The 25541-nt window shown below is 70.7% G+C and carries 24 protein-coding genes; 9 read left to right on the top strand and 15 right to left on the bottom strand.

The window, feature by feature from the left end; translation table 11 throughout:
* Nucleotides 1–3: 3 nt before the first annotated feature.
* The 12 genes from OIE13_RS08500 to OIE13_RS08445 all read right to left on the bottom strand — a co-directional run bounded on the left by OIE13_RS08500 (nt 4) and on the right by OIE13_RS08445 (nt 12148).
* On the bottom strand, nt 4–1311 hold the full coding sequence (locus tag OIE13_RS08500; RefSeq protein WP_326641320.1) for an MFS transporter: 1308 nt from the start codon (nt 1309–1311) through the stop codon (nt 4–6).
* On the bottom strand, nt 1308–2546 hold the full coding sequence (locus tag OIE13_RS08495) for an ATP-grasp domain-containing protein (protein ID WP_326641322.1): 1239 nt from the start codon (nt 2544–2546) through the stop codon (nt 1308–1310). The genes OIE13_RS08500 and OIE13_RS08495 overlap by 4 nt, the downstream gene beginning before the upstream one ends.
* A gap of 1 nt (nt 2547) precedes the next feature.
* Complete coding sequence (locus OIE13_RS08490; protein ID WP_326641324.1) at nt 2548–3909, bottom strand: cation:proton antiporter; 1362 nt, start codon at nt 3907–3909, stop codon at nt 2548–2550.
* The gene (locus OIE13_RS08485) at nt 3902–5707 is read right to left on the bottom strand and encodes an ABC transporter substrate-binding protein (RefSeq protein ID WP_326641326.1); all 1806 of its coding nucleotides are present in this window, start codon (nt 5705–5707) and stop codon (nt 3902–3904) included. The genes OIE13_RS08490 and OIE13_RS08485 overlap by 8 nt, the downstream gene beginning before the upstream one ends.
* The gene (locus OIE13_RS08480) at nt 5704–6081 is read right to left on the bottom strand and encodes a hypothetical protein (RefSeq protein WP_326641328.1); all 378 of its coding nucleotides are present in this window, start codon (nt 6079–6081) and stop codon (nt 5704–5706) included. The genes OIE13_RS08485 and OIE13_RS08480 overlap by 4 nt, the downstream gene beginning before the upstream one ends.
* Entirely contained in the window at nt 6078–6926 is an 849-nt protein-coding gene (gene ddaH, locus OIE13_RS08475; protein WP_326641330.1) for a dimethylargininase, read from the bottom strand. The genes OIE13_RS08480 and ddaH overlap by 4 nt, the downstream gene beginning before the upstream one ends.
* Nucleotides 6923–8182: an ATP-grasp domain-containing protein gene (locus tag OIE13_RS08470; protein ID WP_326829838.1), complete on the bottom strand. Its 1260-nt coding sequence runs from the start codon at nt 8180–8182 to the stop codon at nt 6923–6925. The genes ddaH and OIE13_RS08470 overlap by 4 nt, the downstream gene beginning before the upstream one ends.
* Entirely contained in the window at nt 8179–9714 is a 1536-nt protein-coding gene (locus OIE13_RS08465; protein ID WP_326641334.1) for a class I tRNA ligase family protein, read from the bottom strand. Before OIE13_RS08465 ends, OIE13_RS08470 begins: the two co-directional genes overlap by 4 nt.
* Nucleotides 9711–10076: a cupin domain-containing protein gene (locus tag OIE13_RS08460; RefSeq protein WP_326641336.1), complete on the bottom strand. Its 366-nt coding sequence runs from the start codon at nt 10074–10076 to the stop codon at nt 9711–9713. Before OIE13_RS08460 ends, OIE13_RS08465 begins: the two co-directional genes overlap by 4 nt.
* A 30-nt stretch (nt 10077–10106) precedes the next feature.
* Nucleotides 10107–11405, bottom strand: a complete 1299-nt coding sequence (locus tag OIE13_RS08455; RefSeq protein WP_326641338.1) for a SidA/IucD/PvdA family monooxygenase — start codon at nt 11403–11405, stop codon at nt 10107–10109.
* 66 nt (nt 11406–11471) lie between these two features.
* Nucleotides 11472–11627: a hypothetical protein gene (locus tag OIE13_RS08450; RefSeq protein ID WP_326641340.1), complete on the bottom strand. Its 156-nt coding sequence runs from the start codon at nt 11625–11627 to the stop codon at nt 11472–11474.
* A gap of 152 nt (nt 11628–11779) precedes the next feature.
* Nucleotides 11780–12148 carry a hypothetical protein gene (locus OIE13_RS08445; protein ID WP_326829837.1) on the bottom strand — a complete coding sequence of 123 codons (369 nt, stop codon included), beginning with the start codon at nt 12146–12148 and terminating at the stop codon, nt 11780–11782.
* A 358-nt stretch (nt 12149–12506) separates the two neighbouring features.
* Here OIE13_RS08445 and OIE13_RS08440 point away from each other — a divergent pair, with 358 nt between their 5' ends.
* A complete protein-coding gene (locus OIE13_RS08440) occupies nt 12507–13493 on the top strand; it encodes a helix-turn-helix transcriptional regulator (protein ID WP_326641344.1) in 987 nt (328 codons plus the stop codon).
* 31 nt (nt 13494–13524) lie between these two features.
* On the opposite strand, the gene OIE13_RS08435 is transcribed toward OIE13_RS08440, so the two are convergent.
* The gene (locus tag OIE13_RS08435; protein WP_326641346.1) at nt 13525–13920 is read right to left on the bottom strand and encodes a methyltransferase family protein; all 396 of its coding nucleotides are present in this window, start codon (nt 13918–13920) and stop codon (nt 13525–13527) included.
* A gap of 212 nt (nt 13921–14132) precedes the next feature.
* Between OIE13_RS08435 and OIE13_RS08430 the strand changes: the two genes are divergently transcribed.
* The 4 genes from OIE13_RS08430 to OIE13_RS08415 are packed head-to-tail and all read left to right on the top strand — an operon-like array spanning nt 14133 to nt 20631.
* A complete protein-coding gene (locus tag OIE13_RS08430) occupies nt 14133–18020 on the top strand; it encodes a Pls/PosA family non-ribosomal peptide synthetase (RefSeq protein ID WP_326641348.1) in 3888 nt (1295 codons plus the stop codon).
* A 32-nt stretch (nt 18021–18052) separates the two neighbouring features.
* On the top strand, nt 18053–19345 hold the full coding sequence (locus OIE13_RS08425; RefSeq protein ID WP_326641350.1) for a M1 family metallopeptidase: 1293 nt from the start codon (nt 18053–18055) through the stop codon (nt 19343–19345).
* Nucleotides 19346–19374: 29 nt separating this feature from the next.
* On the top strand, nt 19375–19788 hold the full coding sequence (locus OIE13_RS08420) for a ribosomal maturation YjgA family protein (protein ID WP_326641352.1): 414 nt from the start codon (nt 19375–19377) through the stop codon (nt 19786–19788).
* A gap of 33 nt (nt 19789–19821) precedes the next feature.
* Entirely contained in the window at nt 19822–20631 is an 810-nt protein-coding gene (locus tag OIE13_RS08415; RefSeq protein WP_326641354.1) for an Fpg/Nei family DNA glycosylase, read from the top strand.
* A gap of 22 nt (nt 20632–20653) precedes the next feature.
* On the opposite strand, the gene OIE13_RS08410 is transcribed toward OIE13_RS08415, so the two are convergent.
* Nucleotides 20654–21508: a tryptophan 2,3-dioxygenase gene (locus OIE13_RS08410; RefSeq protein WP_326641356.1), complete on the bottom strand. Its 855-nt coding sequence runs from the start codon at nt 21506–21508 to the stop codon at nt 20654–20656.
* A gap of 149 nt (nt 21509–21657) precedes the next feature.
* Between OIE13_RS08410 and OIE13_RS08405 the strand changes: the two genes are divergently transcribed.
* On the top strand, nt 21658–22083 hold the full coding sequence (locus OIE13_RS08405; RefSeq protein WP_326646834.1) for an Lrp/AsnC family transcriptional regulator: 426 nt from the start codon (nt 21658–21660) through the stop codon (nt 22081–22083).
* Between the two features lie 14 nt (nt 22084–22097).
* On the opposite strand, the gene OIE13_RS08400 is transcribed toward OIE13_RS08405, so the two are convergent.
* Entirely contained in the window at nt 22098–23225 is a 1128-nt protein-coding gene (locus OIE13_RS08400) for an alpha/beta hydrolase (RefSeq protein ID WP_326641358.1), read from the bottom strand.
* A 258-nt stretch (nt 23226–23483) separates the two neighbouring features.
* Here OIE13_RS08400 and OIE13_RS08395 point away from each other — a divergent pair, with 258 nt between their 5' ends.
* The 3 genes from OIE13_RS08395 (at nt 23484) to OIE13_RS08385 (ending at nt 25494) form a co-directional block, all read left to right on the top strand.
* The gene (locus OIE13_RS08395; RefSeq protein ID WP_326641360.1) at nt 23484–24041 is read left to right on the top strand and encodes a GNAT family N-acetyltransferase; all 558 of its coding nucleotides are present in this window, start codon (nt 23484–23486) and stop codon (nt 24039–24041) included.
* A gap of 150 nt (nt 24042–24191) precedes the next feature.
* Entirely contained in the window at nt 24192–25019 is an 828-nt protein-coding gene (locus OIE13_RS08390) for a sirohydrochlorin chelatase (RefSeq protein ID WP_326641362.1), read from the top strand.
* Nucleotides 25020–25086: 67 nt separating this feature from the next.
* The gene (locus OIE13_RS08385; protein ID WP_326641364.1) at nt 25087–25494 is read left to right on the top strand and encodes a nitroreductase family deazaflavin-dependent oxidoreductase; all 408 of its coding nucleotides are present in this window, start codon (nt 25087–25089) and stop codon (nt 25492–25494) included.
* Nucleotides 25495–25541 lie beyond the last annotated feature (47 nt).

Below are 25541 nucleotides of genomic sequence, written 5' to 3'. Positions count from 1 at the left end.
CTTTCATGTCGCCGAGGCGGTCGCGGGCTGCGACTCGTCGGCTCGGTTCGGGTCACGCATGCCGATCAGTCCGGCCACGGTCGCCACCGCGGAGACCAGCGCCGCCCACAGCCAGACGGAGCGGCCGACCTGGAACCAGACCAGGGTGCCGATCACCGGCCCGATCGCGGTGCCGAGCCCGAAGACGCTCTGCATGGCGCCGATGTAGCGTCCGCGGAGTCGCTCGGGGCCGGCCAGGGCGGGGTAGGCGAACGTGGTGGGCCCGCCGATGATCTCCGAGAGCGTCCAGACCAGGGTGCCGACCATGAACCAGATCGGGAGCGGGGAGATCGCATAGATCGCGTAGCCGACCGAGACCAGGCCGAGGCCGAGCAGCGCGGTCAGCCGGATCGGCCACTTCTGCACGACCTTCGTCATCGCCAGCTCGCAGGTGATGACGATGAAGCCGTTCAGCGAGACGGCCGCGCCGTACCACCACAGGCTGATCCCGGCGGCGGAGATGTCCAGCGGGAGGGTGGCCGTGTACTGGCAGTAGACGATGGAGGTGAGCAGCATCGCGAGCAGGTAGACGCTGTAGCGCCAGTCGGCGAACACCGCGAGGTAGCCGGAGCGGCCCTGCGTTGCCGGGTCCGCCTCCTCCTCCGCCGCCGCCTCCTGTTGCTTCGCGACGTGCGCGGCGTGTGCGGCGCGCCTGGGCAGCGCGAACATCACGGTGACGCCGAAGATCAGCGCCGCGGCGGCCTCGCCCCAGAAGAGCGCGTTGTAGGAGACGGACAGCAGCGCGGCGCCGATCAGCGGGGCGGCGGTCATACCGAGGTTCAGGCCGAGCCGGTACATCGCCGTGATCATCACCACCCGGTGCCTCGGCGTCAGCTCGGTCAGCATGGTCTGGGCCGCCGGCCGGTAGAACTGGCCGACCGTGCTGACCGCGAAGACCGCGGCGAGCAGCAGCGCGTAGGTCGGGGCGTAGAGGATGGACACGATCAGGAGCGCGGAGCCGCCCATGCTGATCAGCGTGACCGCCCGGGCGCCGAGGCGGTCCGACAGCGACCCGCCGGCCAGCGAGCCCACCACCGCGCCGGCTCCGTACATGCCCAGCGCGAGCCCGGCCTGTGTGGCGGAGAATCCCCTGTCGGTCAGGAACAGCACCAGATAGATCTGGATGAACGCGGCAAGCCTGCTGATGAAGCCGCCGAAGAGCAGTGCCTTGACGGCACGCGGGGTCTCCCGCAGGGTGACGAACACCCCGTCGTCCGGCTTGTCAGGGGGTGTCGAGGACACATTCTTCTCGTTCTCGATAACGGCGGTCACGCGGTTGCCTTCACCTTCAGGTTGGCCTGGGCGGCGTCCAGCGCGGCCCGGCACTCGTCGACGGTCTCTGACAGCGCGGTGGCGTAGGCGATACGCCCCCACAGGGTGCCCTTGGGCGGTGGCGAGACGGTCGCCCCGGGGGCGACCACCGTGATCGCCCTGTCGATCTCCGGGGGCAGGCCGGCCTCGTCGAACTCGATCGACTCGATCGTGGTGTCGTCCTCGTCGACGTAGAAGAAGCGCACCCCGCCCACGAGCTTGCGCTCGGGGGCGAGCGCGGGCGCGCGGCCGCAGGCCACCGCGGCGGCGGCCAGGCCGGGGTCGATCCCGGTGGTGAGCAGCCCGAGGTAGGGGATCATGTCGCCGCCCAGGCGCGCGTTCACCTCGATGACGCGCAGTCCCCTGGAGGAGAGCTTGATCTCGGTGTGGGTGAACCCGTCGGTGAACCCGAGCGCGGTGTGCGTGTCCTGCAGGACGCGGCAGAACTCCGGGTCCTGCAGGAGCACGTCCTGGGCGTCGACGAAGTGCCCCACCTCCTCGCAGTACGGCTCGAAGCCCAGGACCTTCCTGCCGAGGAAGAGCGGGGTCACCACGCCGCCCTGGACGACGGCGTCCACGCTGACCTCGGGGCCGTCGGCGAACTCCTCGACCAGGACGGGGACCTCGTACGTCGCCCCGTCGGGGACCGTCAGGTCCCGGACGAAGGTGAACCGCTCCGTCAGTTCCGAGGAGTCCTCGACCTTGATGACGCCCAGGCTGCCGCCGAGGCCGCGCGGCTTGAGGATGGCCGGATAGCCGACCTCCTCCGCGGCCCGCAGGGCCTCTTCCAGCGTGGCGACGGCCAGCGACCTGGGCTGCGGCACGCCGAGCGCGTCGAGTGCGACGCGGGTGCGGTGCTTGTCGCGGCAGCGGCGCACCATCTCGGGGTCGCCACCGGGCAGGCCGAGGGCCTCGGAGACGTACGAGGCGGCCAGGATCCTGGCCTCGTCCCAGCAGAGCACCCCGTGCACGGGCTCGCGGGCGGCCAGCTCCAGTGCGACGCCGGCCATCGCGGGGCCGTCGGTCGTGTCGGCGACCACGGTCCAGCCGGTGACGTACTCCTGCTCCCAGCCGGGTTCCGCGGTCACCAGGAGATGGATGCGGTATTCGGTGGCGATGGAGCGCAGCAGGTACTCGCGGTAGTGCCGCATTCCCGTCGCGATCACCAGGATCAGCGGTCTGGTGTCGGTGGTCATCTCACGCCTCCTTGGCGGTGGTCACGAGCTCCCGGTCGGGGCTCTGCAGGGCGTCGAAGAACTCCTCGCGGGCGGACTCGGCCTCGGTGGGGGCGATCCGGGAGGCCGCGAAGCGGAGCAGGGGCGGCGCCATCATCGAGGTCACGACCGCGACCAGGACGATGACCGTGTAGGACGCGGTGGTGAGCACGCCCAGGCGGAGTCCGACCATCGCGATGATCACTTCGATCACGCCGCGGGAGTTGAGACCCGCCCCCAGGGCGAGGGCCTCCCAGCGGGTGCGCTTGGCGATGCGCGCCCCGAGGTAGGCGCCGGCGAACTTGGCGGCGATGGCGACGAGCAGCACCACGATGCCCGCCACGAGTACGGGCGGCTTGGCCAGCTCGGTCAGGTCCATCCGCAGGCCCGCCGTGGCGAAGAAGATCGGTGCCAGCACCGCGGCGACGAGGGTCTGCAGGGGCGCCAGCCTGGCGACCTTCAGGTCCGGTGAGGAGCCGACGAGCGCGCCGCAGACGAAGGCGCCGAGGATGGCCTCGAACCCCATCGCCTGGGTGGCCGCGGCCGAGAGCAGGATCATGATCGCCACCGCGGCGATGGTGGTGACGCTCCCGCCCCGGTCGGCGGCGCGCAACACCCTGGCGACCACCCGGCGGCCGAGCAGGACGGCCACCAGCACGAGCACGGCGAGCAGCGCGATCGCGGTCAGCGCGGCCTGCCCGGTACGTGCCCCGGCGGTGGCGAGCGCGGAGACCACCGACAGCAGCAGCCAGCCGACCACGTCGTCGACGACCGCGCTGCTCAGGATGAGCTGGCCGATGTCGCGGTGGAGCAGGCGCATCTCCATCAGCACCTTGGCGATGACGGGGATGGCGCTGACGCAGAGCGCGACGCCGAGGAAGAGCGCGAAGACCGTGTGGTCGACGCCCTCGGCGATCATCTCGGCGGGTGCCAGGAAGCCGATCCCGACGCCGAGGACCAGCGGGATGACCAGCCCGGTGCCGCTGATCCAGGCGGCGGCCCTGCCCTGACGGCGGATGAAGCCGAGGTCGAGATGCATTCCGGTCAGACCCACCAGCAGCAGGACGCCGAGCTGTCCGACCGCGTCGATCATGTGGAATCTGGCCGGATCGGTGGGGAGCAGCCAGGCGGAGAAGTCGGGGGCGACGTTGGCGAGCAGCGAGGGCCCGATCAGGATGCCCGCGCTGAGCTCGCCGAGCAGGGCGGGCAGCCCGAACCTGACGGCCAGCCGGCCCAGAACGGTGGCCAGGCCGAGGAGCAGCCCGAGTTGCAGCAGCAGGATCATGAGGTTCTGCGCGGGGATGACGGCGACCGGCGCCGCGGCGAGCGTCATGGGGTCAGTCACCGTTCTCGACGTAGTACCAGTTCTCCGGGCTGATCATCCCGAAGGGGTTGATCGGCTCGAAGCCCCGGAGGTTGTTGGCCACCTCGAACAGCCGCAGCGAGAAGTTCGGGATGAAGATGACCGGGACCTGCTCGGCGATGTAGTCCTGGTACTCGTAGAGCGCGGCCGGGTCGTCACTGGTCAGGGTGCGGTCGATGAGCTCGTCGGCCTTGGGGTCGGTGTAGTGGCCGAAGTTGCCGCCGGCGTCGGTCCGGAACAGGATCTCGCCGCTCGGGTAGTGGTACACCCAGCCGCCGCCCCAGGTGCTCAGCTCCCATAGGCAGGGGCTGTCGGGTCCGGCGACGCAGGGGGCGTCCTCGGCGACCAGGACCGAGCCGTATACCTCCTGCAGGCGCATCTCGATGCTCGCCTTGGCGGCGTCGTCGCGGAACTGCTCCATCAGCCGGGTGAGCGCGGGGCGGCCCTCGGCGTACCTGAGGGAGAAGCTGAGCCTGGTGCCGCCGGGGATGCCCGCCCCGGCCTGGCCGGGGCCCTCGCCGGGGTTGACGCAGACGGCGGGCGTCACGCTGGTGTCCCAGCCGTTGGCCTCCAGCAGCTCGCGGGCCCGGTCGGGGTCGAAGGGCAGGATCGGCGCGCCCTGCAGGGTGGGCGAGACCAGGTCGCTCACCGGGTAGCGGGGCACCGGGCCGTCCTGCCGGTAGGCGTAGCCGTGGTAGATGTCGCGGGACGCGCGGTCCTGGTCCAGCGCGTGCTGCATCGCCTGCCTGATGTAGGTCTGGGCGAGCATCTTGCCGGCGACCGTCGGGTTGTTGTAGTTGAGCGGGATGTAGCGGATGCAGAAGGCCGCCTGCGGGACCAGCGTGTAGTTCTCGCCCAGCGGGTTGGGACCGCCCTTGGTGGGGTCGTCCGTCGGCTCGGCGCTGAAGCTCAGCGGCAGGTAGCCGACCTGGATGCCGTCGGGCCCGTCCGGCCCCTCCAGCAGTTTCCGGTACTCCTCCCCGTCGGACATGAAGGGGACCTGCCGGAACTCGTCCAGGTGCGCCTTGTTCGGCCCCGAGTAGTGCTCGTTGGGGACGAAGGTGACGACCCCCTCCATGGTGTAGCTCTTCAGCCGCCACGGGCCGCTGACCACGCTCCACACCGGGCTCGTCGCCCAGTGCACCCGGTCGGAGTTGTCCTCCTCGATGACGCCGCCGTTCTCGCCCATCAGGAAGTCGTAGACCGCGGCCACGTTCTCCAGGCTGTAGGAGGCGTCGGACGGCCCGTCGGCGGTGCGGTCCCATGCCTTGGGCATCGGGGTGATGGTGCTGAGCTGGTTCATCAGCACCCAGCGCTTGGAGTAGACCTTGTCGAAGGTGAAGTAGACCTTGTCCTCGGCGAGCTTGCCGTAGGAGACCAGGTTGTCGGGGAAGCAGCCGGGGACGTACTCGCCGTAGCGCTCGCCCTTGACCGCCATCATGTTCACCCAGAACAGCACGTTGTCCGCGCAGATCGTCTCGCCGTTGGACCACTTCCAGGGCTTGACGGTGACGGTGACGGTCAGGCCGTCCTCACTCCACTGCGGCGGCTCGCCGATGCTGAGGTCGTAGTCGACCTCGGGGGTGCCGTGCGTGCCGAAGAAGTAGAGCGGCCGGTACATCAGGATCTGGAACTCGAGCAGGTTGCGGGTGCCGAAACGCTCGGGCGGGGTGAAGGGGAAGATGATGGACGGGGGGAATCCCGGCGCGCAGGCCCAGGTCACGGTGCCGCCCTTGACGGGCTTCTGCACGTTCGGGCGGGCGATGGTGTTCAGGGTCATGTCCGGCTCTCCGTCGTCTGGTGGTTCTGGGCGAACGTCTTCGGGTCGATCTCCTCGAGCAGGGACACGCCGCTGTCCGCGTGGGCGCCGTAGCGCTCCCACGTCTCGTGGAGCAGCACGCGGCCGTCGGGGAGCAGTTCGGGGGTGCTGCGGCAGTGGCCCGACACGACGGCGCCGTTGTCGAGGACCATGGTGTAGGCGAAGTCGAGGGTGCCGTCGGGGGCGCAGAGCCCGGTGAGGGTCCCCCGGCGGGCGTGCCCGCCGGAGAACTCGCCCCACAGCAGGTCCCCGTCCTGGCGGTACAGGGCGATCGGGTGCTTCTCGGTGGAGGGCACGCCGCCGGTGGTGAAGCGGCGCCCGTCGTAGTCGATCATGATCGGCCCGCCCTGAGTTCGAGGGTGCAGCACTTGGCGCTGCCACCGGACTTCAACAGCTCGGAGAGCTCGACACCGATGGGCTCGTAGCCGCGCTCGCGCAGCCGGTCCATCAGCTGGGTGGCCGAGGGCGGCATCAGGACGTGGCGGCCGTCGGAGACGGCGTTCAGCCCGAACACCTCGGCGTCGGCCTCGGTGGCGATGATCGCGTCGGGGTACAGGACGCGCAGGACGCCCTGGCTCTCCTTGGAGAAGGCTCCCGGGTAGTACATGATCTGGTCGCGGTCGAGCACGGCCAGCGCGGTGTCGAGGTGGTAGAAGTGCGGGTCCACCAGGCGCAGCCCCGCCACGGGCATCCCGAAGAACCGCTCCGCCTCACGGTGCGAGCGGATGTCGGTACGGAACCCGGTGCCGGCCAGCAGGTACCTTCCGGCGTGCAGGTAGTCGCCCTCACCCTCGTTGACGTGGACCGCCTCGCGGGTCTGGTAGCCGCGGGCGCGGAACCACTCCAGGTAGGCGGGGCCCTCCGCGGCCCGCTCCTCGTAGCGGAAGCGGGCGGACAGCACCTTCCCGTCGATGACCGTCGCGCCGTTGGCGGCGAACACCATGTCGGGGTAGCCGGGCAGCGGTTCGATGAACTCCACCTGGTGGCCCAGTGCCAGGAAGGCGCGGAGCAGGCCGTCCCACTGGAGCCGGGCCAGCGCTCCGTCGACCGGCTTGTCCGGGTTCATCCAGGGGTTGATGGAGTAGACGACGTCGAAGTGGGTGGGCGGGCACATCAGGTAGCGGCGGGTGCGCGCCACGCGCCGGATCCGCTGCGGCGCCTCGGTGGCCAGCTGTGTCATGTCAGTTCTCCTTCCTGGACGAAAGTGACGTTGATCTTGGATGCGTAGTCGAGCATCGTCTCCCTGGCGTCCTCCAGCGAGGTGCCGGTGGTGCCGAGGAAGCCGAGGATGCTGTTGCCCTCGGGCGGGCGCCGGATGACGTCTCCGGGCCTGGCTGTGACCTTGAGGAAGAAGACCCGATCGGACTCGGCGACCTCGGCCGGCACCTCGATCGAGGCGACCTGGCCGGCGTCGCAGAGCAGGCACATCGCGGTGACGTGGACGCCGGTCGGCCGGTAGTGGCGCACTCTCGGCGTGGCGCCGCGCGCCACGTCCATGACCGCGCGGATCGGGTTGTGCGCGGCGGTGATCCCGGCGATGAGATCCAGTCCCCCGCCGCCGGGCCGGATCGCAATCTCCAGCAGGTACGGCTCGCCCCGGTGGAAGCGGACCTCGGCGTGCAGCACGCTGCGCCGCAGCCCCTGGGCGTGCGCGCCGGCCCTGACCACCCGGTGGACCGCGGCCACCTGCTCGGTGGTGAGCGAGGTCGGCGCGTGGTGCACGTCGTCGTCGAAGGTGCCGCCCTCGACGGTGATCCGGTCCACGATGGAACCTAGGTAGACCTCGTCGTCCCAGGCCACGGCCTCGATGAGGAACTCCTCACCGTCCAGGAACGACTCGATCAGCAGGCCGTGCGGGCCGAGGTCGAGGCCGTGGGCCTCCATCTCGAACCACGACATCCCCTCGATGCCCTCAAGGGCCTGCGGGAACAGCTCCGCCATCTCCTCCCTGTCGTCGATCTTGAACACGAAGTTGCTCGCGGCGCCCAGGGTGGGCTTGAGGATGACCGGGTAGCCGAAGTCGTCCGCGGCCCCGAGCGCCTCCGGTAGGTCGGTGACGAAGCGGAAGTCCGGGTGCGGGGCGTCGTGCCTGCGGTGCGCCTCGCGCATCAGCAGTTTGTTACGGCTGGTCCTGGCCGCCTCGACGCCCACGCCCGGCAGGCCGAGCGCCTCCGCGACCGCCGCGACCGTGGTCACCGCCGACTCGGAGAAGGTGATGATCCCGTCGAAGCGCTCCTGCTCGTGCCAGTTCTTGGCCTCGGTGATGAGGTCGTCGATGCGCTGGGAGCCCGCGACGCGGTAGCGGTCCGTGGGCCAGAAGTCCGGGGTGCCGATGCCGTTGAGTACGTAGAGCTCGGCGCCGAAGTCCTGAACCTGCTGGTAGCGGGACTGGTAGTAGGTGGCGTTCTGTCTGGCTTCAAGGGCGAGGAGCTTCATCGGGGACTCCCGGGCAGTCGCGGTAGTGAGAAGGCGTCGATCGTCTCGGCGGAGGTGTCGAGGGTGAGCTCGACACCGGCCGCCTCGGCCTCGGCCGCGACGTCGATCAGGATGGGCGCGGCGCAGGCCAGGAAGGCGCGCACCTCGATCAGCAGGTCACCGGGCTCGTCACGCTCGGCGGTCAGCAGCCTGCCGAGCTGGGCGACGATGCCGTCCGCCGCCCTGGTCAGGCTGAAGGAGGTGAGGTCGTAGCAGAGCCGGAACCTCTCGACGATCACCGCGGCCCGGTGCCGGCCGGCGGCGGTGACCTTGAGCTCCTCCCCCGGGTCCGTGACGATGGTGTCGAGGCGGTCGGCGAGCGCGTTCCACGGCTCGCGCAGCCGCCGGCCGGTGACCTTGTCGAGTCCCTCCCTGGTGAAGTTGGCCCGCTGGTCCTCCGGGCAGGTGAGCGCGAGGTAGAACCGGACGAGGTCGCGCGGCACCTCGGCGACCAGGTCGGCGCCGCGGATCAGGTGGTTGCGGCTGGTGGAGAACTTCTCGTTCTCGAGTTCGTAGAACTCGTTGCAGACGTTGGCGTCCGGGGTGATGTAGCGGTCGCCGTGGGCCAGCAGCATGACCAGGTCGACCATGCCCCAGAAGTAGACGTTGTCGAAGCCGTGGAAGTAGACCAGGCCGTTGCCGCTCCCGGCGCGCCAGGCGCTGTCGACGGGGCCCTCGGGCTCGCCGGCCGCCTTCCAGGTGCTGTAGATCGAGGCGGGCATCGCCTCGACCCACGGGTAGAGGATCTGGCCGGGGGTCTCGGCGAACGGGGCGTCGACCCCCCACCCCGGCGACGGCACCGTGATCGGGATCTCCGGGAGCGGCCGGGCCAGGATCTCGCGGATGAGCTGCCTGCTGTGCCCCCGCCAGGTGCTCTCCCTGGCGGCGTAGTAGGCGGTGAGCTCCTTCCGGTAGTTCTCGATGGGCAGGACCAGGACGGTGACCTCTCGCGAGGTCACCGGGTCGTCGGGGTCCAGGACCGAGCGCGGGTCGCCGAGGTCGTCGAAGTGGTTGGGGTGGCCGCAGCCCTCGCACGATCCGCCGCAGCTCTCGGTCAGGCAGGCCGGGCACTCGCCCTTGACCAGCCCGTCGAACAGGTAGGTTCCCGCGTTCTCCGCGTACGGCATGCGCACGGTGCGGAGCTCGAAGCGGCCCTGGTTGTGCAGGGTCGCGACGAAGTCGAGCACGGTCTGCCGGTAGGCGTCGTCGACTGGCGGCAGCGGGGCCAGCGAGATGCCCATCGCCTCGACCGACCGCTGGATGGCCGCGGTGGAGGTCGCGCACAGTTCGGCGGGCGTGGTGCCGTGCTTACGGGCGGTCGAGATCATGTAGGACTGGCTGTCGTCGGTGCAGGTGTTGTAGTTGACGGGGCGGCCGTCGGCCCGCAGGTAGCGGGCGTAGACGTCACCGGCCAGGTAGGGGCCGGCCATGTGGCCGACGTGCAGGTCGCCGTTTGGCGTCGGGGTGGCGGCGATGACGATCGTCCCCGTCATTTCTCCTCCAGGTGCCGGGTCTCGAACGTGCGGGCGAGGTCGTGGTCCCACCAGATGCCGTACATCTCGAAGTCGGCGGTGCCGTCGTTGACCACCTGGTGGTCGGTACCGGGCGGGAAGTAGGCGACGTCCCCCGCGGCGAAGGGGGCGCGCTCGCCCTCGCTCTCCAGGACCGCCTCGCCGGAGACCGCGATGAAGATCTCGTACTCGTGGTGGGCGTGCCGGGTCGAGGCGGTGCCGGGCGCGATGACGCACCAGGCCCCCTCGAACGGGGCGTTCAGCGTCTCCCAGGGCAGCAGCCTCTTGGCGAGCAGGCCGTTGTCCGGGCGTAGGTGGGCAGGGTCATAGGAACGGAGGTCCACGGGGATTCTCCTTGCAGGGGTTCGGGGGGATCAGGAGGCGACCGGCAGGGCGAACGGCGACAGGATCTCGGCCGTGGCCAGGCTCTCCTGGATGTCGCCGACGATCTCCTCCGCCCGGTTGGCCAGCGTGCTGAGCAGGGAGTCGGCGATGCCGTGCGTGTCCTCGTTGACGCCTTGCAGGTAGCAGGCGGCGCTCGACCCTGCGGGCAGGGTCAGCTTGTAGAAACGGTCGACGTCGATCTCGCCGAGGCCGGTCCTGGTGGCCAGGTCGCGGATGAGCGAGGGCATCCGGCGGTCGAAGCCGGTGCCGAGCAGCAGGACGTCGCAGGGCAGCTCGTCGAGACGGCCGCTCTTCCTGTCCTTGAGGGTGAGGATGATCTCACCGCTCTCGATCCTGGCCTGGGCGATCTCGGCCATCGTGATCATCCGGATCCTCTCCTGTCCGGTGAGGCGCTCCAGGTAGATCTGCCGGTAGAGGCTTTCGAGCAGGCCCGGTGAGAGACCCGCGTAGTTGGTCCGGTGCATCTCGCTGAGGAGCTGGCGTCGGGCATCCGGGCGCGAATCGTAGAACTCGTCGACGAAGGAGGCGTAGAAGAGCTCGTTGGTGAACTTGCTGCTCTCGTAGCCGTTGAGGCCGATGGAGCGCATGATCATCGTGCACTCGGCGTTGGGCATGCTCTGGTGGGTGGCCCACAGCATCTCGGCCGCGCTCTGCGCGCCGCCGATGACCGCGACCCGGTGCGGGGCGTCGTGGTCGAGCCCGGCGATCCCCCTGCTGTACTCGGTGCTGTGGATGATCCGCTCCCGAGGGAGCGTCTCGAACACCTCGGGGATGTGCGGATCGCGGCCCGCGCCGACCACCAGGGTGCGGCAGCCGATGGTCGAGCCGTCGGCGAGCCGGACGATCCAGCGCTCGACCCGGCCGTCGCCGGCCAGGATCGGCTCGACCGCCACGCAGCGCCGGCCGTACTCGATGCGCACCTGGGCGAGCGACTCCGCGACCCAGAGCAGGTAATTCGAAATCTCCATTCTGTACGGGGTGAAACTACCCAGGTTGACGAATTCACTGAGCCGTCCCACCGAGTGCAGGTGATTCACGAAGGAGAACCTGCTCTGCGGGTTCCGCAGGGTGACCAGGTCCTTGAGGAAGGAGACCTGGCTCTGCGTCCAGGGCAGCAGCATTCCCCGCTGCCAGGCCACGTTCTCGTGCTGCTCTATGATCAGCGTTCTGGTTGCCAGTTCCGGAGCGAGCTCTTCAAGAGCCACGGCGAGGGCGAGGTTCGACGGCCCTGCGCCGAGAGCGAGTAACTCGACTTCCTGGTGCTTCACGATGGTCGCCTCCCGGACGACTTCTCGGGCGCGGTGCCCGTGACGAATGGGTTTCTCCTGATCGGCTCACTGCCAGCCGGCTCCGCCGGCCAGAATGAGAACCGTGGTGGCCGCGGGGCCACCGACCTTCTCCCCGGCCACGACCGCCACGGCGGTCGTGAGGGTGACGGTGAGCGAGAGGACGCCGAATACGGTGGCGACTGAACGGACCGCGGCATTCATCGTTCTTCTTCCTTTCGGCCGGTAATTCTCGGCGCCCTTTTTCGCTGTTTCGCGGGTGGTTTTCCGAACTACTTCCTTCGGACATTTCCCGCTTTGTTCTGACACTTCGATTCTTGGTCGATATCTGGGTATTCCGGAAGACCTAGGGGCTGTCAGCGCGCTGCAATGGCAGGACGCTGACAGGCCTGGCCGCCGGAGGCCTTGAAGCGGGCGAGAGCGAGGACGAGGTCGGTGCCACAGCCCGCCAGCGACCAGCCTGCGAGTCCGGGCACGCTGTCGAGACAGCGCGCGCAGAGCCGGGCCGCCGCGCTCTCGGCGGCGTCGAGGGTGGGCCTGCGAATGAAGAGGCCGAGGTCGACGCCGTCGGCGTGGTCCTCGCCGTAAACATGCTCAAGCCCTTCCTCGGGCTCCGCCAGCATCAGGAGCAGGCGCCGGATCTCGCGCGCGGACATCCGGCCGCCGGGTGGGGCCAGGCGGCCTTCGATCTCGGGGGCGCGTAGGTGCGCGTTGATGAGATACATGAATCGACAGTGGTCGGCGCACCACGAATAAACCAGGCATTTCGCCTGGCAGGTCCCTAACGTGGCAGGGTCATGCCAGCGTGCCGCAGGCCGGTCGGCGAGCTCCCGTTCCGCCGCGGGCGGTGACTACCGGCCGACGCGGGAACGGCTCTCCCGCCCCGCCGTTCCCGCCCTTGGCGTGCCCGAAGACGCGTGCCCGAAGACGCGTGCCCGAAGACGCGTGCCCGAAGACGCGTGCCCGAAGGTGATCACATAACCCCGTCGTCACTACGCCTGGCTAGTTTCAGGCTGAGACCATCGTGGGTCCTGCCCGCAGATCGGGTCTCGGTCATGCTCGAACCGGGGAGGAGTCGTGCTCATGTTGCTTGGCATCGGGTCCGCCGAGGAAACCGTCTACCGCACCATTCTGGAAAATCCCTCCTACGGCGTGATGGAACTGAGCCTGGAGTTGGGCTGGCCGGTCCACCGGATCCGCAGCACGCTGGACGAGCTGGCCAAGCTGTCGCTGCTACGCCCCTCCTGGGAGGAGCCGGACGTGCTGCGCCTGGTCCGGCCCGAGGTGGGACTGGCCGCGCTGCTGGCCCGCGAGGAGGCCGCGCTGCTGGCCAAGCAGCAGGAGATCGAGCGGAGCCGGACGGCCGTCGCCCAGATGATCGCGGCCTACGCCGACCAGAACCCGGCGCGCTCCGGCGAGGACTCCGAGTCCCTCGTCGGCATCGACACGATCCGTACCAGGATCGAGGAACTGGTCGCCGACTGCCGGCAGGAGCTACTCGGGTTCGAGCCGAAGAGCGCCCAGACGCCGGACAACATCGCGGCGAGCCGCCCCCTGGACGAGGCGTTGCTCGACCGGGGTGTGGCGATCCGCGTCGTCTACCCCGACAGCGTCCGCAACGACCAGCCGACCAGCGCATACGCGGCCTGGCTCACCGACCGCGGCGGCCGGGTGCGCAGCATTCCCGGCCTTCCGCTCCGCATGCTCATCTTCGACCGGCGGGTGGCCCTACTGCCGACGGATCCCGAGGACAGCAGCGTCGGCGCGGTCCTGCTGCGCGGCGCGGGCGTCGTCACCGCCCTGGTCGCACTGTTCGAGCAGACCTGGGGTGCCGCCGCCCCCCTCGGCGAGGAGCGCAGGCGCGACGAGAAGGGCCTAAGCCACCAGGAGCGCGAGGTGCTCCGCCTGCTCGCCGCCGGACTCACCGACGAGGCGGTGGCCCGCAGGCTCGATGTCTCGGTACGCACCCTGCGCCGGGTCACCGCCGACCTGATGGAGCGGCTCGAAGCCCGCAGCCGTTTCCAGGCCGGTTACCTCGCGGCCACCAGAGGGTGGCTGCCCCGTCCGTGACGGCGGCTCCGCCTCCCGCCAGGTGAGGGGATCAGAGGTTGTAGGCGCGCATACGGGGCCACCAGCCGGGCACGGCCGCACGGTACCTCTCGTAGTCGGCGCCGAACCTGCGGCGCAGATTCGGTTCCTCGTACCAGTGGACGAACGCGACGACGGACGCGGCCATGACGGCGCCGTACAGCAGCAGGACGGGCCGCCCCAGAAGCAGTGTCTGCCCGCCGATCGTCGCGAGGACGGCCACGTACATCGGATTCCTGACGTATCTGTACATCCCGCCGACGACCAGGCGCTCGGGCGGTGCGATCGGGGCGGGAGTGCCCAGCCCTTCCACGACGAACCCGACGAATGCCCTGACCAGCACCACGACCCCGGCGACGACAAGTGATGCGCCGATGAGGCGTAGCGGGGCAGTGACCCAGGACGGCACCGCCGGTAGCGGGTCCGCTCACGGTCCCGCACCGCATGGACACGATGCGCACCCCGCTTCGAGTGAAGCCTCCTCCGGGCGGCCGACCAGCCGGAATATGATCGGAAAGGCAGGGTTCACCCGACGTACAACCAGGCACCCGAAATGCGTTAACCCCATGCGCATAAGCTGTTCCGTGGCCGGAAGGGCCTCACACCACATGGGGGAAGACCGTGAGTCCGTTACCGGCCGACACCGACGTGCCACCGCGGGCGCTCCTGCCGGGAGGGAACGCGCCGCAGGCCAGGACGCTGCTGGACATCCTCGACCGGACCACTCGGCGCCACCCCCACGCGGCCGCGCTGGACGACGGGCGGACCCGTCTCGACTACACCGGCCTGCGGGCCGAGGCCGGACGGATGGCCCTGGAGCTGCGGGCCGCCGGGGTCGGGCGCGGCGACCGGGTCGGGGTGCGGATCCCCTCGGGCACCGTCGGACTGTACCTCGCGATCGTCGCCGTGCTCACCGTGGGCGCCGCCTACGTACCGGTCGACGCCGACGACCCCGACGAGCGGGCCGAGCTGGTCTTCGGCGAAGCGGGAGTCCGCGCCGTCATCGTCGACGGCGGGAAGATCATCCCCTACGGCGACCTTGGCGTCTCCCCTCTCGACGGCGGTCCGGCACACGACCTGACACACAGCCCGGCCGTCCCGTCTCACGGCGACGGCGGGCGGCCCGGCCCCGAGGACGACGCGTGGATCATCTTCACCTCGGGGTCCACCGGAAAGCCCAAGGGCGTGGCGGTGACCCATCGCAACGCGGCGGCATTCGTCGACGCCGAGGCGCGGCTGTTCCTGGCCGGGGAGCCCATCGGGCCCGGTGACCGGGTGCTGGCGGGGCTCTCGGTCGCGTTCGACGCCTCCTGCGAGGAGATGTGGCTGGCCTGGCGGCACGGCGGCTGCCTGGTGGCGGCACCGCGGGCGCTGGTGCGCACCGGCATGGACCTGGGGCCGTGGCTGGTCGACATGGGCATCACGGTCGTGTCGACGGTACCGACCCTGGCCGCGCTCTGGCCGGTCGAGACGCTCGACGACGTACGGCTGCTGATCTTCGGCGGCGAGGCGTGCCCGCCGGAGCTCGCCGAGCGGCTGGCCGTGCCGGGGCGCGAGGTGTGGAACACCTACGGCCCGACCGAGGCGACGGTGGTGGCGTGCGCGGCGCCGCTGACCGGGGAGGGGCCGGTGCGGATCGGGCTGCCGCTGGCGGGCTGGAATCTGGCCGTCGTCGGTAAGGACGGCGAGCCGGTGGCCATGGGCGAGACCGGGGAACTGGTCATCGGCGGGGTCGGGCTCGCCAGATACCTGGACTCGGCCAAGGACGCCGAGAAGTACGCCCCGCTCGGGTCGCTCGGCTGGAAACGCGCCTACCGCAGCGGCGACCTGGTACGGGCCGAGCCGGAGGGACTGCTCTTCGTCGGGCGGGCGGATGAGCAGATCAAGCTCGGCGGCCGCAGGATCGAACTGGGCGAGGTCGACGCGGCCCTGCGGGCGCTGCCCGGGGTCGCCGGGGCGGCCGCGGCGGTCCGCACGACCGGTGGCGGGCACCAGCTGCTCGTCGGCTACGTCGTGCCCGGCGAGGAGTTCGACCAGCAGGACGCCAGGGACCGCCTCCGCCACACCCTGCCCGCCGCGCTGGTCCCCCGGATCGCCTTGGTGGACGACCTGCCGACGCGCACCTCCGGGAAGATCGACAGGGATGCCCTGCCCTGGCCGCTGCCCAAGAGGCCCGGCCCGGCCCCTACCGGGGTGCCGGACGCCGACCCGTGGGTGGCCGAGTGCTGGCTGGACATCCTCGGCGGCGTCGAGGGCGACTTCTTCGCGGAGGGCGGCACCAGCCTCGCGGCGGCCAGGCTGGTCTCGGCGCTGCGGACCCGCTACCCCGCGGTCACCGTCGGCGACGTCTACGACAACCCGACGCTGCCCCGGCTCGCCGGGCACCTGTCGGCACTCGACGCGCCGGAGATCGTGACCACCGACCGGATCGTCACGCCGATGCCGCGCCGTGCCGCGATCACGCAGGCGGTGCTCACCATCCCACTGCTCACCGCCGGCGCGCTGCGCTGGGTGGTGGCGCTGGCCGCGCTGAACAACCTGGTGAACCTGCCCTGGGCCCCGGCCGTCTCGTGGTGGTGGGTGCTCGCGGGCGCGCTGCTGTTCGTCAGCCCCGCCGGGCGGATCGCGCTGGCCGCGGGCGGCGCCCGGCTGCTGCTGCGCGGGCTGAGACCCGGCACCTACCCCCGAGGTGGCGGCACGCATCTGCGGCTCTGGTTCGCCGAGCAGCTCGCCGAGCGGCTCGGCGTGGGCGAGGTGTCCGGCGCCCCGTGGCTCACCCACTACGCGTGGGCGCTCGGCGCCCAGATCGGCGATGACGCGGACCTGCACTCGATGCCGCCGATAACCGGGATGCTCAAGCTGGGCAAGTACGCGGCGGTCGAACCCGAGGTCGATCTGAGCGGCTACTGGATCGACGGCGACCGGGTGCGTGTCGGCGAGATCAAGATCGGCGCCTCCGCCACGGTCGGCGCCCGCACCACCCTGTTCCCCGGCGCGAAGATCGGCAAGAACGCCCAGGTCGCGCCCGGCTCGGCGGTGGCGGGTTCGGTGCCGTCCGGGGAGCGCTGGGCGGGCGTGCCCGCGAGCCGGATGGGCAAGGCCCGCCAGCCGTCGGCCGACCGTCCGCCGCGCTCGTGGCGCTGGGCCGCGGTCTACGGGCTGTCCGCGCCGGTCCTGGGCCTCTTCCCGGTGATCGCCGTGCTGCCCGGCCTCGCCGTGCTGCTGCGCGGCGGCGCCCCCTCCCTGACCTCCGTCCTTTCCGGGGTGCCCGTGGCCACCGTCGTCTCCGCGGCCACCCTCGTCCTGCTGACCGTTGCCTCGGTGCGGCTGCTCTCGGCCGGCCTGCACCCCGGGCAGCACCCGGTGCACAGCCGCCAGGCCTGGCAGGCGTGGGCGACGGGCCTGCTGATGTCGATGGCGCGGGTCTGGCTGTTCCCGCTGTACGCGAGCATGGCCACCCCTGCCTGGCTACGCGCCCTGGGTATGAAGGTCGGCCGGGACGTGGAGCTGTCGACGGTGCTGGCGCTGCCGTCGATGACCTCCGTCGGGGACGGCGCCTTCCTCGCCGACGACACGATGGTGGCACCGTACGAGCTGGAGGGCGGCCGGCTGCGAGTCGACCATGTGCGGATCGGCAAGCGCGCGTTCCTCGGCAACTCGGGGATGACCGCACCGGGGCGCAAGGTGCCCAAGGACGGCCTGGTCGCGGTGCTGTCGGCGGCGCCGAAGAAGGCCAAGGCGGGCTCGTCCTACCTGGGCATGCCACCGGTGGAGCTGCGCAGGGCCACCGAGGAGATCGACCGGAGCCGCACCTACGATCCGCCGCCGAGACTGAAGGTCGCCCGCGCCGCGGTCGAGGTGTGCCGCGTCGTCCCGGTGATGTGCACCGTCGCCGTGGCCGTGCTCGTGGCGGCGGCTCTGGAGTGGCTGGCCAGGGCGTACGGCTTCGCGGCGGCGATCGTCCTGTCGGGCGTGGTGGTGCTGGGCGGCGGGGTGCTCGCCGCGGCGGTCACCACTGTGGCCAAGTGGGCGCTGGTGGGCCGGATCGCAGTGGGCGACCGGCCGCTGTGGAGCTCGTTCGTGTGGCGCAACGAACTGGCCGACACCTTCGTGGAGGTGCTGGCCGCGCCCTGGTTCGCCCAGCGCTGGCTGGGGACGGCACCGCTGAATGTGTGGCTGCGCTCCCTGGGCGCGCGCGTGGGCCGGGGCGTGTGGTGCGAGACGTACTGGCTGCCCGAGGTCGACCTGGTCAGCCTGGGCGACGGGGTGTCGGTGAACCGGGGATGCGTGTTGCAGACTCATCTGTTCCACGACCGCGTGATGAGCATCGATACTGTCGTCATGCGGGACGGATCGACGCTCGGGCCCCACGGGGTGATCCTGCCCGCGGCGGTGATCGGGGAGAACACCACGGTCGGACCGGCCTCCCTGGTGATGCGCGGCGAGTCCGTGCCCGCCGGGACCCGCTGGTTCGGCAACCCGATCGCGGCATGGACCCGGCGGGGATAGCGTACGAAGAGAGTGGAACAGAGGAAGCCGGTGTGGTGCTGAGCACGCCCTTTACCCCCAAGTCGTATTTCCCCACGCACGGCGACGACGGCTACCGGGTGGAGCACTACGACCTGACCCTCGACTACCGGGTGGGCCCGAACCGCCTGGGTGGCGTCGCCCGGATCTCCGCCGTGGCGCTGCGGCGGCTCACCCGGCTCTCCCTCGATCTGGGTGCCCTGCGGGTGAGCGGGGTGCTGGTCGACGGCGCGCGGGTGCGCTTCACCCATCGCGGAGGCAAGCTCCACCTGTCGCCGGTCGGGCTGCGCCCCGGCCCCTTCACCGTCGAGGTCCGCTACGCGGGCAGTCCCCAGCCGGTGGCCAGCCACTGGGGCGAGCTCGGCTGGGAACAGCTCACCGACGGCGTCATCGTGGCCAGCCAGCCGATCGGGGCCCCGTCGTGGTTCCCGTGCAACGACCGGCCCGATGACAAGGCCACCTACCGGATCTCGGTCACCACCGCCTCCGCGTACCAGGTGACCGCCAACGGGGAGCTGGTCGCGCGGCGGCGGGCGGCCTCGACGACCACGTGGGTGTACGAGCAGACCGAGCCGATGGCCTCCTACCTGGCGAGCGTGCAGATCGGCCGCTACCAGCGGGCCGAGCCGGGCCCGGGGATGGAGCTGCTCTTCCCCGCCGGGCACGCCTCGCGGGTGCGCCACGACTTCGAGCGTCAGGGCCGGATGATGGAGGTCTTCCGCGAGCGGTTCGGCCCCTACCCGTTCGGCTCCTACACCGTGGTGGTCGTGGACGACGAGCTGGAGATCCCGGTCGAGGCGCAGGGCATGTCGATCTTCGGGGTGAACCACGTGGACGGCAGACGGGGCGAGGAGCGGCTGGTCGCCCACGAGTTGGCCCACCAGTGGTTCGGCAACAGTCTGACAGTGGCCGACTGGCGCGACATCTGGTTGCACGAGGGGTTCGCGTCCTACGCGGAGTGGATCTGGTCGGAGAACTCCGGCGGCCTGTCATCCGATGACCACGCGCGCCACTGGCACCGTTTGCTCTCCGACCTCCCCCAGGACTTCGTCCTGGCCGACCCCGGCCCCCATCGCCTGTTCGACGAACGCGTCTACCGGCGCGGCGCGCTCACCCTGCACGCGCTCCGGCGCACCATCGGCGACGACCCCTTCTTCGCGCTGCTGCGGGAGTGGACGGCCGGGCACCGCCACGGGAGCGTCAGCACCGAGGCGTTCACCGCGCTGGCCACGCGCCACACGGTGCGGCCGCTGAACAGGCTGTTCGCGGGCTGGCTGCACGACCGCCGCCTGCCATCCCTTCCCTGACCTCCGTACATCATCGCTATCGTGGGCGGGTGTCGCCCACCCTCCGCACCCGTCTGCTCGCCGCGCTCGCCGCGGCCCTGACCGTCGCCGCCGGGCTGACCGTCCGCGCGGTCACCGGCGGCTGGTTCGGCAAGTACGCGGGCGACGCCCTCTACACCGCGCTGGTGTACGCGCTGATCGTGCTGGTGTGGCCCCGGATCACACCGGTGCGGGCCGCGCTCGGCGCGCCGGCGTTCAGCTGGGCGGTCGAGCTGGCCCAGCTGACACCCGTTCCGGCCGCGCTCTCCGAGGTGAGCGTGCTGGCCAGGCTGGTGCTCGGCAGCACGTTCGGCGCGGCCGACCTGGTGGCCTACGCGGCCGGGGCGGCCCTCGCCGCGTCGGCCCACGCCCTGCTCCGGCGACGGCACGGGCACCGGCCGGAGACGGTGGCCACGCCGCCCTGACCATCACCGGACGCGCCGTATGATTTCGGGATCATGCCTGAAGGACACACCATTCATCGACTGGCCGGGGAGCACCGGCGGGCGTTCGGCGGCCGTGAGGTCCGCGCGGAAAGCCCTCAGGGGCGGTTCGCCGCCGGGGCGCTGCGGATCGACGGACGGGTGCTCACCGAGGCCGACGCCCACGGCAAGCACCTGCTGCTCGGCTTCGACGACGAGCGGTGGCTCCACGTCCACCTGGGCATCTACGGCAAGTACGCCTTCGGCCCGGTCCCCCTTCCCGCACCGACCGGGATGGTGCGGCTACGCCTGAGCAACACCGGCGAGTACGCGGATCTGCGTGGCCCCAACACCTGCGAGCTGCTCGACCCGGCGGGAAAGGCCGCGCTGCACGCCAGACTCGGGCCCGATCCGCTGCGCGCGGACGCCGACCCCGAGTCGGCCTGGCGGCGGATCGGCCGCAGCCGCACCTCCGTGGGGGTCCTGTTGATGGACCAGTCGGTCGTCGCGGGCGTGGGGAACATCTACCGGGCCGAGGCACTGTTCCGGCAGGGCGTCGATCCGTCACGGCCCGGCCGCGACCTCACCCGCGAGCGGTGGGAGGCGATCTGGGCGGATCTGGTGGTCCTGATGGCCGACGGTGTCCGGGTGGGCCGCATCGACACGGTCAGGCCCGAGCACACTCCGGAGGCGATGGGCCGTCCGCCCCGCGTCGACGACCACGGCGGCGAGGTCTACGTCTACCGGCGTTCCGGCATGCCCTGCTTCCTCTGCGGCACCGAGGTCCGTACTCAGGTGCTCGCCGGGCGCAATCTCTTCTGGTGCCCGGTCTGCCAGACCGGCTGACCCGGGCGGTGACGGCGTCGCGTCACATCAGGGTGCGGGCCGTCCAGAGTTCGGGGAAGACCTCCCGCCGCATGCTCCGCTCCAGCCAGCTCAGGCCGCTGGATCCGCCCGAGCCGGGCTTGGCGCCCATCGAGCGGCGCACCGCCATCAGGTGCCGGTAGCGCCAGTCGGAGAACTGCTCGGCCAGGTCTGTCAGCGTCTCGGCCAGCGGGGCGAGCGGCCCGGCGTAGACCTCGACCCAGACCGCCTCGACCTCGGCATTGGGCTCGTACTCCGCGGCGAGGTCGCGTTCGAGCACCGACGTGGGGATCGCGTGGCCCGCGCGGGCGAGCATGGCGAGCACCGAGTCGTAGAGGCTCGGCCGGTGCAGTGCCTCCACCAGTTCCCGGTGCGCCTCGGGGTTGCGGCGGTGTGGCCTGATGAGCGCCTCGGACTTGTTGCCGAGCAGGAACTCCACGTGGCGGTAGAGCGCCGACTGGAAGCCCGAACCCTCGCCGAGGGCGTCGCGGAAGGTGTTGAACTGCGCCGGGGTCAGCCAGCTCAGCGCGGCCCAGGCGGCGTTGAGCGCCTCGAAGTGCCGTACCGTGCGCCTGATCGTCCCCGTCGCGGCGGTGACGTCGTCCTCGTCGAGTTGCCGCTGGGCCAGCCGCCACTCCGAGCGGAGCAGCCCGAAGTAGAGTTCCATCACCTGTGTGGTGACCAGGAACGCCAGCTCCTCCGGGGCGTCGGTGACGGTGTGCTGAAGATCATGAAGGGCGGCGGTGCCCACGTAGTCGTCGTAGGGCGTGCCGGCCTCGAATCCCAGCGTTGGCAGCCCGTCATTGGCCTCCGCGCGCGCCTTGCGGTCCTGCTCCGTGAGCTGCTTGATAGCGGTCATCGCTCCTCCTACGCCTGTGCACCTCCATAGTGCTCCGTATCGGTCTGTACGAAAATGATGCAGGAAAGGTGATTATTAGGTTGTGCCTTCGGAACGGAAGGCATCGAGCAGATCAACTTACGGCATGACGGAGCGTGATCGTGGACACGATGGACTGGGCACTGCTGGCCGAGTTGCAGGAGGACGCGCGACTGTCGTACAGCGAGCTCTCCCGGCGGGTGCATCTGTCGGCTCCGGCGGTGGCGGAGCGGGTACGGCGGTTGGAGGAGACCGGGGTGATCACCGGTTACCATGCCCGGGTCGACGCGTCACGGGCCGGGCGCGGGGTGGCCGCCCTGATCAGGATGTCGTGTTATGGCCCCCGCTGCGTGCTCCGCGACGAGCAGGCGCTGGCCTGGCCGGAGATCCTTGAGGTGCACCGGGTGACCGGTGACGCCTGCTGCCTGCTGCGGGTCGCCACCTCCTCGATGACGACGTTCGAGGAGATGATCGACCGGCTCGCTCCGTACGGCCACCCGTCGAGCATGATGGTGCTGTCCAGCCCCGTCCCCTGGCGTCCCCTGTCACCCGCCTGAGATGGGACGTCGCGTCAGGTGGCCTTGCAGTGCTCGGCCATCGCCTCGGCGGTGGCCCGCCAGATCGGCGACGCGGGCTCGATGACGTCGAAATGATCACCCGACATTTCGAGATATATCACCTGATCACCTGACTCCTGGGCGGCTCGCGCGTAGCGGCGGCCGAAGTCGACCAGATCCAGATCATCCCCAGTACCCTGCACGATGAGCTGGGGAACCACCAGGGGGAGTCGCTCCAGCGGCCCCGACCGCAGGTAGGTCTCGGGCACCTCGGCCACGGATCCGCCGAGCGCGGCGGCGACCGCGCCGGAACTCATGTGCCTGCGGTCCCCCTCGGCCAGGTCGAGCACTCCGGCCAGGGAGACGGCCAGGGTGATCCGCCGGTCGTCGGCGGCGGCGTCGTCGGCGGCGGCGCGGAGGGCGAGCTGCCCGCCCGCGGAGTGGCCGATCACCACAAGCGGGCCACGGGCGCCCTGTGCCGCGAGGGCGATGCCCCGGGCGACGTCCGCGGTGGTCGCGTCCCAGCCGTGCAGGTCGGGGCGACGGTACTCGAGGTTCCAGGCGGCGAACCCGCGCTCGGCGAGGTCGACGGCGAGCGCGTCCATCAGGTCCGCACCCCAGATCGAGCGCCAGAAACCGCCGTGCAGCAGCACCGCGACGGGCGTCTGCCCGTCGGCCTCGGGCGACGGCGCCTGCCCCGCGGTCCCGTACGGCGGCCGTATCTCCGCCCACTGGTCGGGATGATCACCATAGGCGACCCGGTGCGCCGGTCGGCGCAGCCGGTGCACGGCGTGTCTGATCGCCCAGGTCAGCCCCCAGATTCCTCGCCCGTGCAGGTGGGTGCCCAACGCGCCGCCGGCCGACCCGGGGAGAGGGGCCTCGGACTTCGTCACGTCGAGCCAGACCGCCTCGGGACGCTCGGCGAACAGGCCGCGGGCCCCTGGATCCGGACCCGGCAGCACGACCAGGGCACCGGGAGAGTCCAGCGCCGCCCGGAAGCCGGGCAGGTCGGAGGTCATCGACACCGTCCCGCTGACCCCGAGGGCCGCGAACTCGCGGTCGGCCACCTCGGTGAGCAGGCGGAGGTCCGCGACCAGGCCGGGGCCGATGACTACCGGCACATGCAGACTCGGAGGAATCATCCGCCCATTCTGCCCCATAACTCCGCGACTACCGCTCGAACCCTCGGGCCCGTGTCAGCAGCTCCCCGGCCGTTCCCGCACCCCGCCGGCCCTCTCGCCGGCGACGGGTCCCGGGCCGGCCGGCCGGGGCCACACGATGGCCTGGAGCTGGGCCTGGGCACACGCGGAGGCGTGAGTATAAGATCACTAAAATGATGGTATGTCCACTTATTGGAATGATCTCTAGCCGTGGAACCCCCGAGACGTTAACGTCTGCGCATGCGCCACGTTGAGATCTCGGGCCGGAGACTCCGGCTGAGGGAAGTCACCATCGATGACGTGGACGCCCTGCACGCGGTATACGGCGACCCAACGGCCACCGAACACCTGCCGTTCGACCCCCGCACGCGCGAGGAGGTCGAAGAGTCGATCATCGAGGCGATCAAGTCCTCGGAGACCGAGCCCCGGCGTCTCTACATGCTGGCGGTGACAGACCTCGACGGCTGCGAGGCCTTCGGCGTCGCCCGGCTGCACATCGAGGCCGACCACCCGCACAGCGCGGAGATCGGCCTCGGGCTCCGCCCCGACCACTGGGGCCGGGGCATCGGCACCGACCTGATCCGGCTGATCCTGGCGTTCGGCTTCCGCGACCTGCGCCTGCACCGTATCTGGGGCGCCCGCTCCCCCGCCAACACCGCCGCCCAGCTGGCGATGCTGGTCGCCGGAATGGTCGAGGAGGGCAGGATCAGGCATCACGTCCGGGCCCGCGGAGTCTGGCGCGACTCCATCGTGCACTCGGCCCTGGAGGACGAGTGGGAAGGCCACCGCGATGTCTGACCTCGGAGGATCCCCCGGCCGCGCACCGACCGGAGACACCGGGAGACCCGTCCCGGATGATCCCGCGCACCCCGCCTTTCGGAATGTTGTGACGGAAATGCCGCCGTTTCCGGTCACGGGAAGAGTCAAATGGCCCTAGAGTCCGCGCATGTGAGTGAGAGTCCCATCCTCCCCGTACGAGGGCGCCCGGTACGGCCCTCCGGCAGGCACCGCAGGCCCGTGCCTTCCCAGCTCCCGCCCGAGGCGCCGGCACTGGTGCTGGCCACGCTCGGCGACACCTCCGGCACCGCCGCGGAGCTCGCGGCCCTCATCCGGGTGGACAACCCGCAGATCCAGGTCAGACTGGCCGGGCTCGGCGAGGACGCCAAGGAGCTGACCTCCGAGCTGGAGTCGGCGGCCAGGGAGCGTCCCGAAGACGCCACAGCCGCCATCGTGGTGCCGCTGCTGACCGGCCCGCACCCGGTCGCGGAGCAGCTGATCTCCACGGCCGTCACGGCCAGCAGCGTGTCGGTGACGGTCACCGATCCACTGGGGCCGCACCCGCTGCTCGCCGAGGCACTACACATCCGCCTGGCGGAGAAGAACCTGGCACGGGCCGACCGGATGCGGTTGCTCAACATCTCCAACCCGGTCGACACCCCGGTCGACGCGGTCATCCTCGCCACCGTCGGCGGAGAGAACGCGGCGGCGGAGGCGCAGTCGACGGCCGTGCTGCTGGCCTCCCGGCTGACGCTGCCCGTTCTGGTCGCCTCGCTGGACAGCGCACCCGCCGTGGCCGACGCGGCCGAGCGGCTCCGCGGCATCGGCGCCCAGCGGATCGCCCTGTCCCCGTGCGTCCTAGGCCCCGAGGCGGCCCCGGGGCTCGCGAGCGCGGCGGCGGCGGAGATCGGGGCCGAGTGCGCCGATCTCCTCGGCTCTCACGACCTGATCGCGGATCTGGCCGCCCGCGCCTACGGAAGCATCCTGGCGGCGGACTGAGCGACCCGATGTGACAGATCCCCTCTGACGGGTACTGACCTGCGTAAGTTGTCAGAGGGGACAGATCATGCTGTACGGAAAAGAGCACGTTGCGCGGTACCGGGCGACCGATGGTGCCGAAGGACACGAATGGCAGGGCACCACCGCCCTGATCCTCACCACCACAGGCCGCAGGAGCGGCGAACGGCACGACACCCCGCTCATCTACCAGCGCCATGGCGACGACTTCCTGGTGGTGGCCTCCAAGGGCGGTGCCGACAACCCTCCGCTGTGGTATCTCAACCTCCAGGCCAACCCCGAGGTCGAGGTCCAGGTGCTGGGGGACCGGTTCACGGCCAGGGCGCGCACCGCCACCCCGGAGGAGAAGCCGGAACTGTGGCAGATCATGACGGCGGCCTGGCCCGCCTACGACGACTACCAGGCGAAGACCGGCCGGGAGATTCCGGTGGTCGTGCTGGAACGCGTCCCCTCGTGACCGGCGTTACGGCAACCTGCCGGGTTCCACCGCGTTCGGTCGCGCCG

Origin of the sequence: Streptosporangium sp. NBC_01810 (assembly GCF_035917355.1) — a bacterium.
Classification (GTDB): Bacteria; Actinomycetota; Actinomycetes; order Streptosporangiales; family Streptosporangiaceae; genus Streptosporangium.
This window is presented reverse-complemented; position numbering and strand designations above follow the sequence as displayed.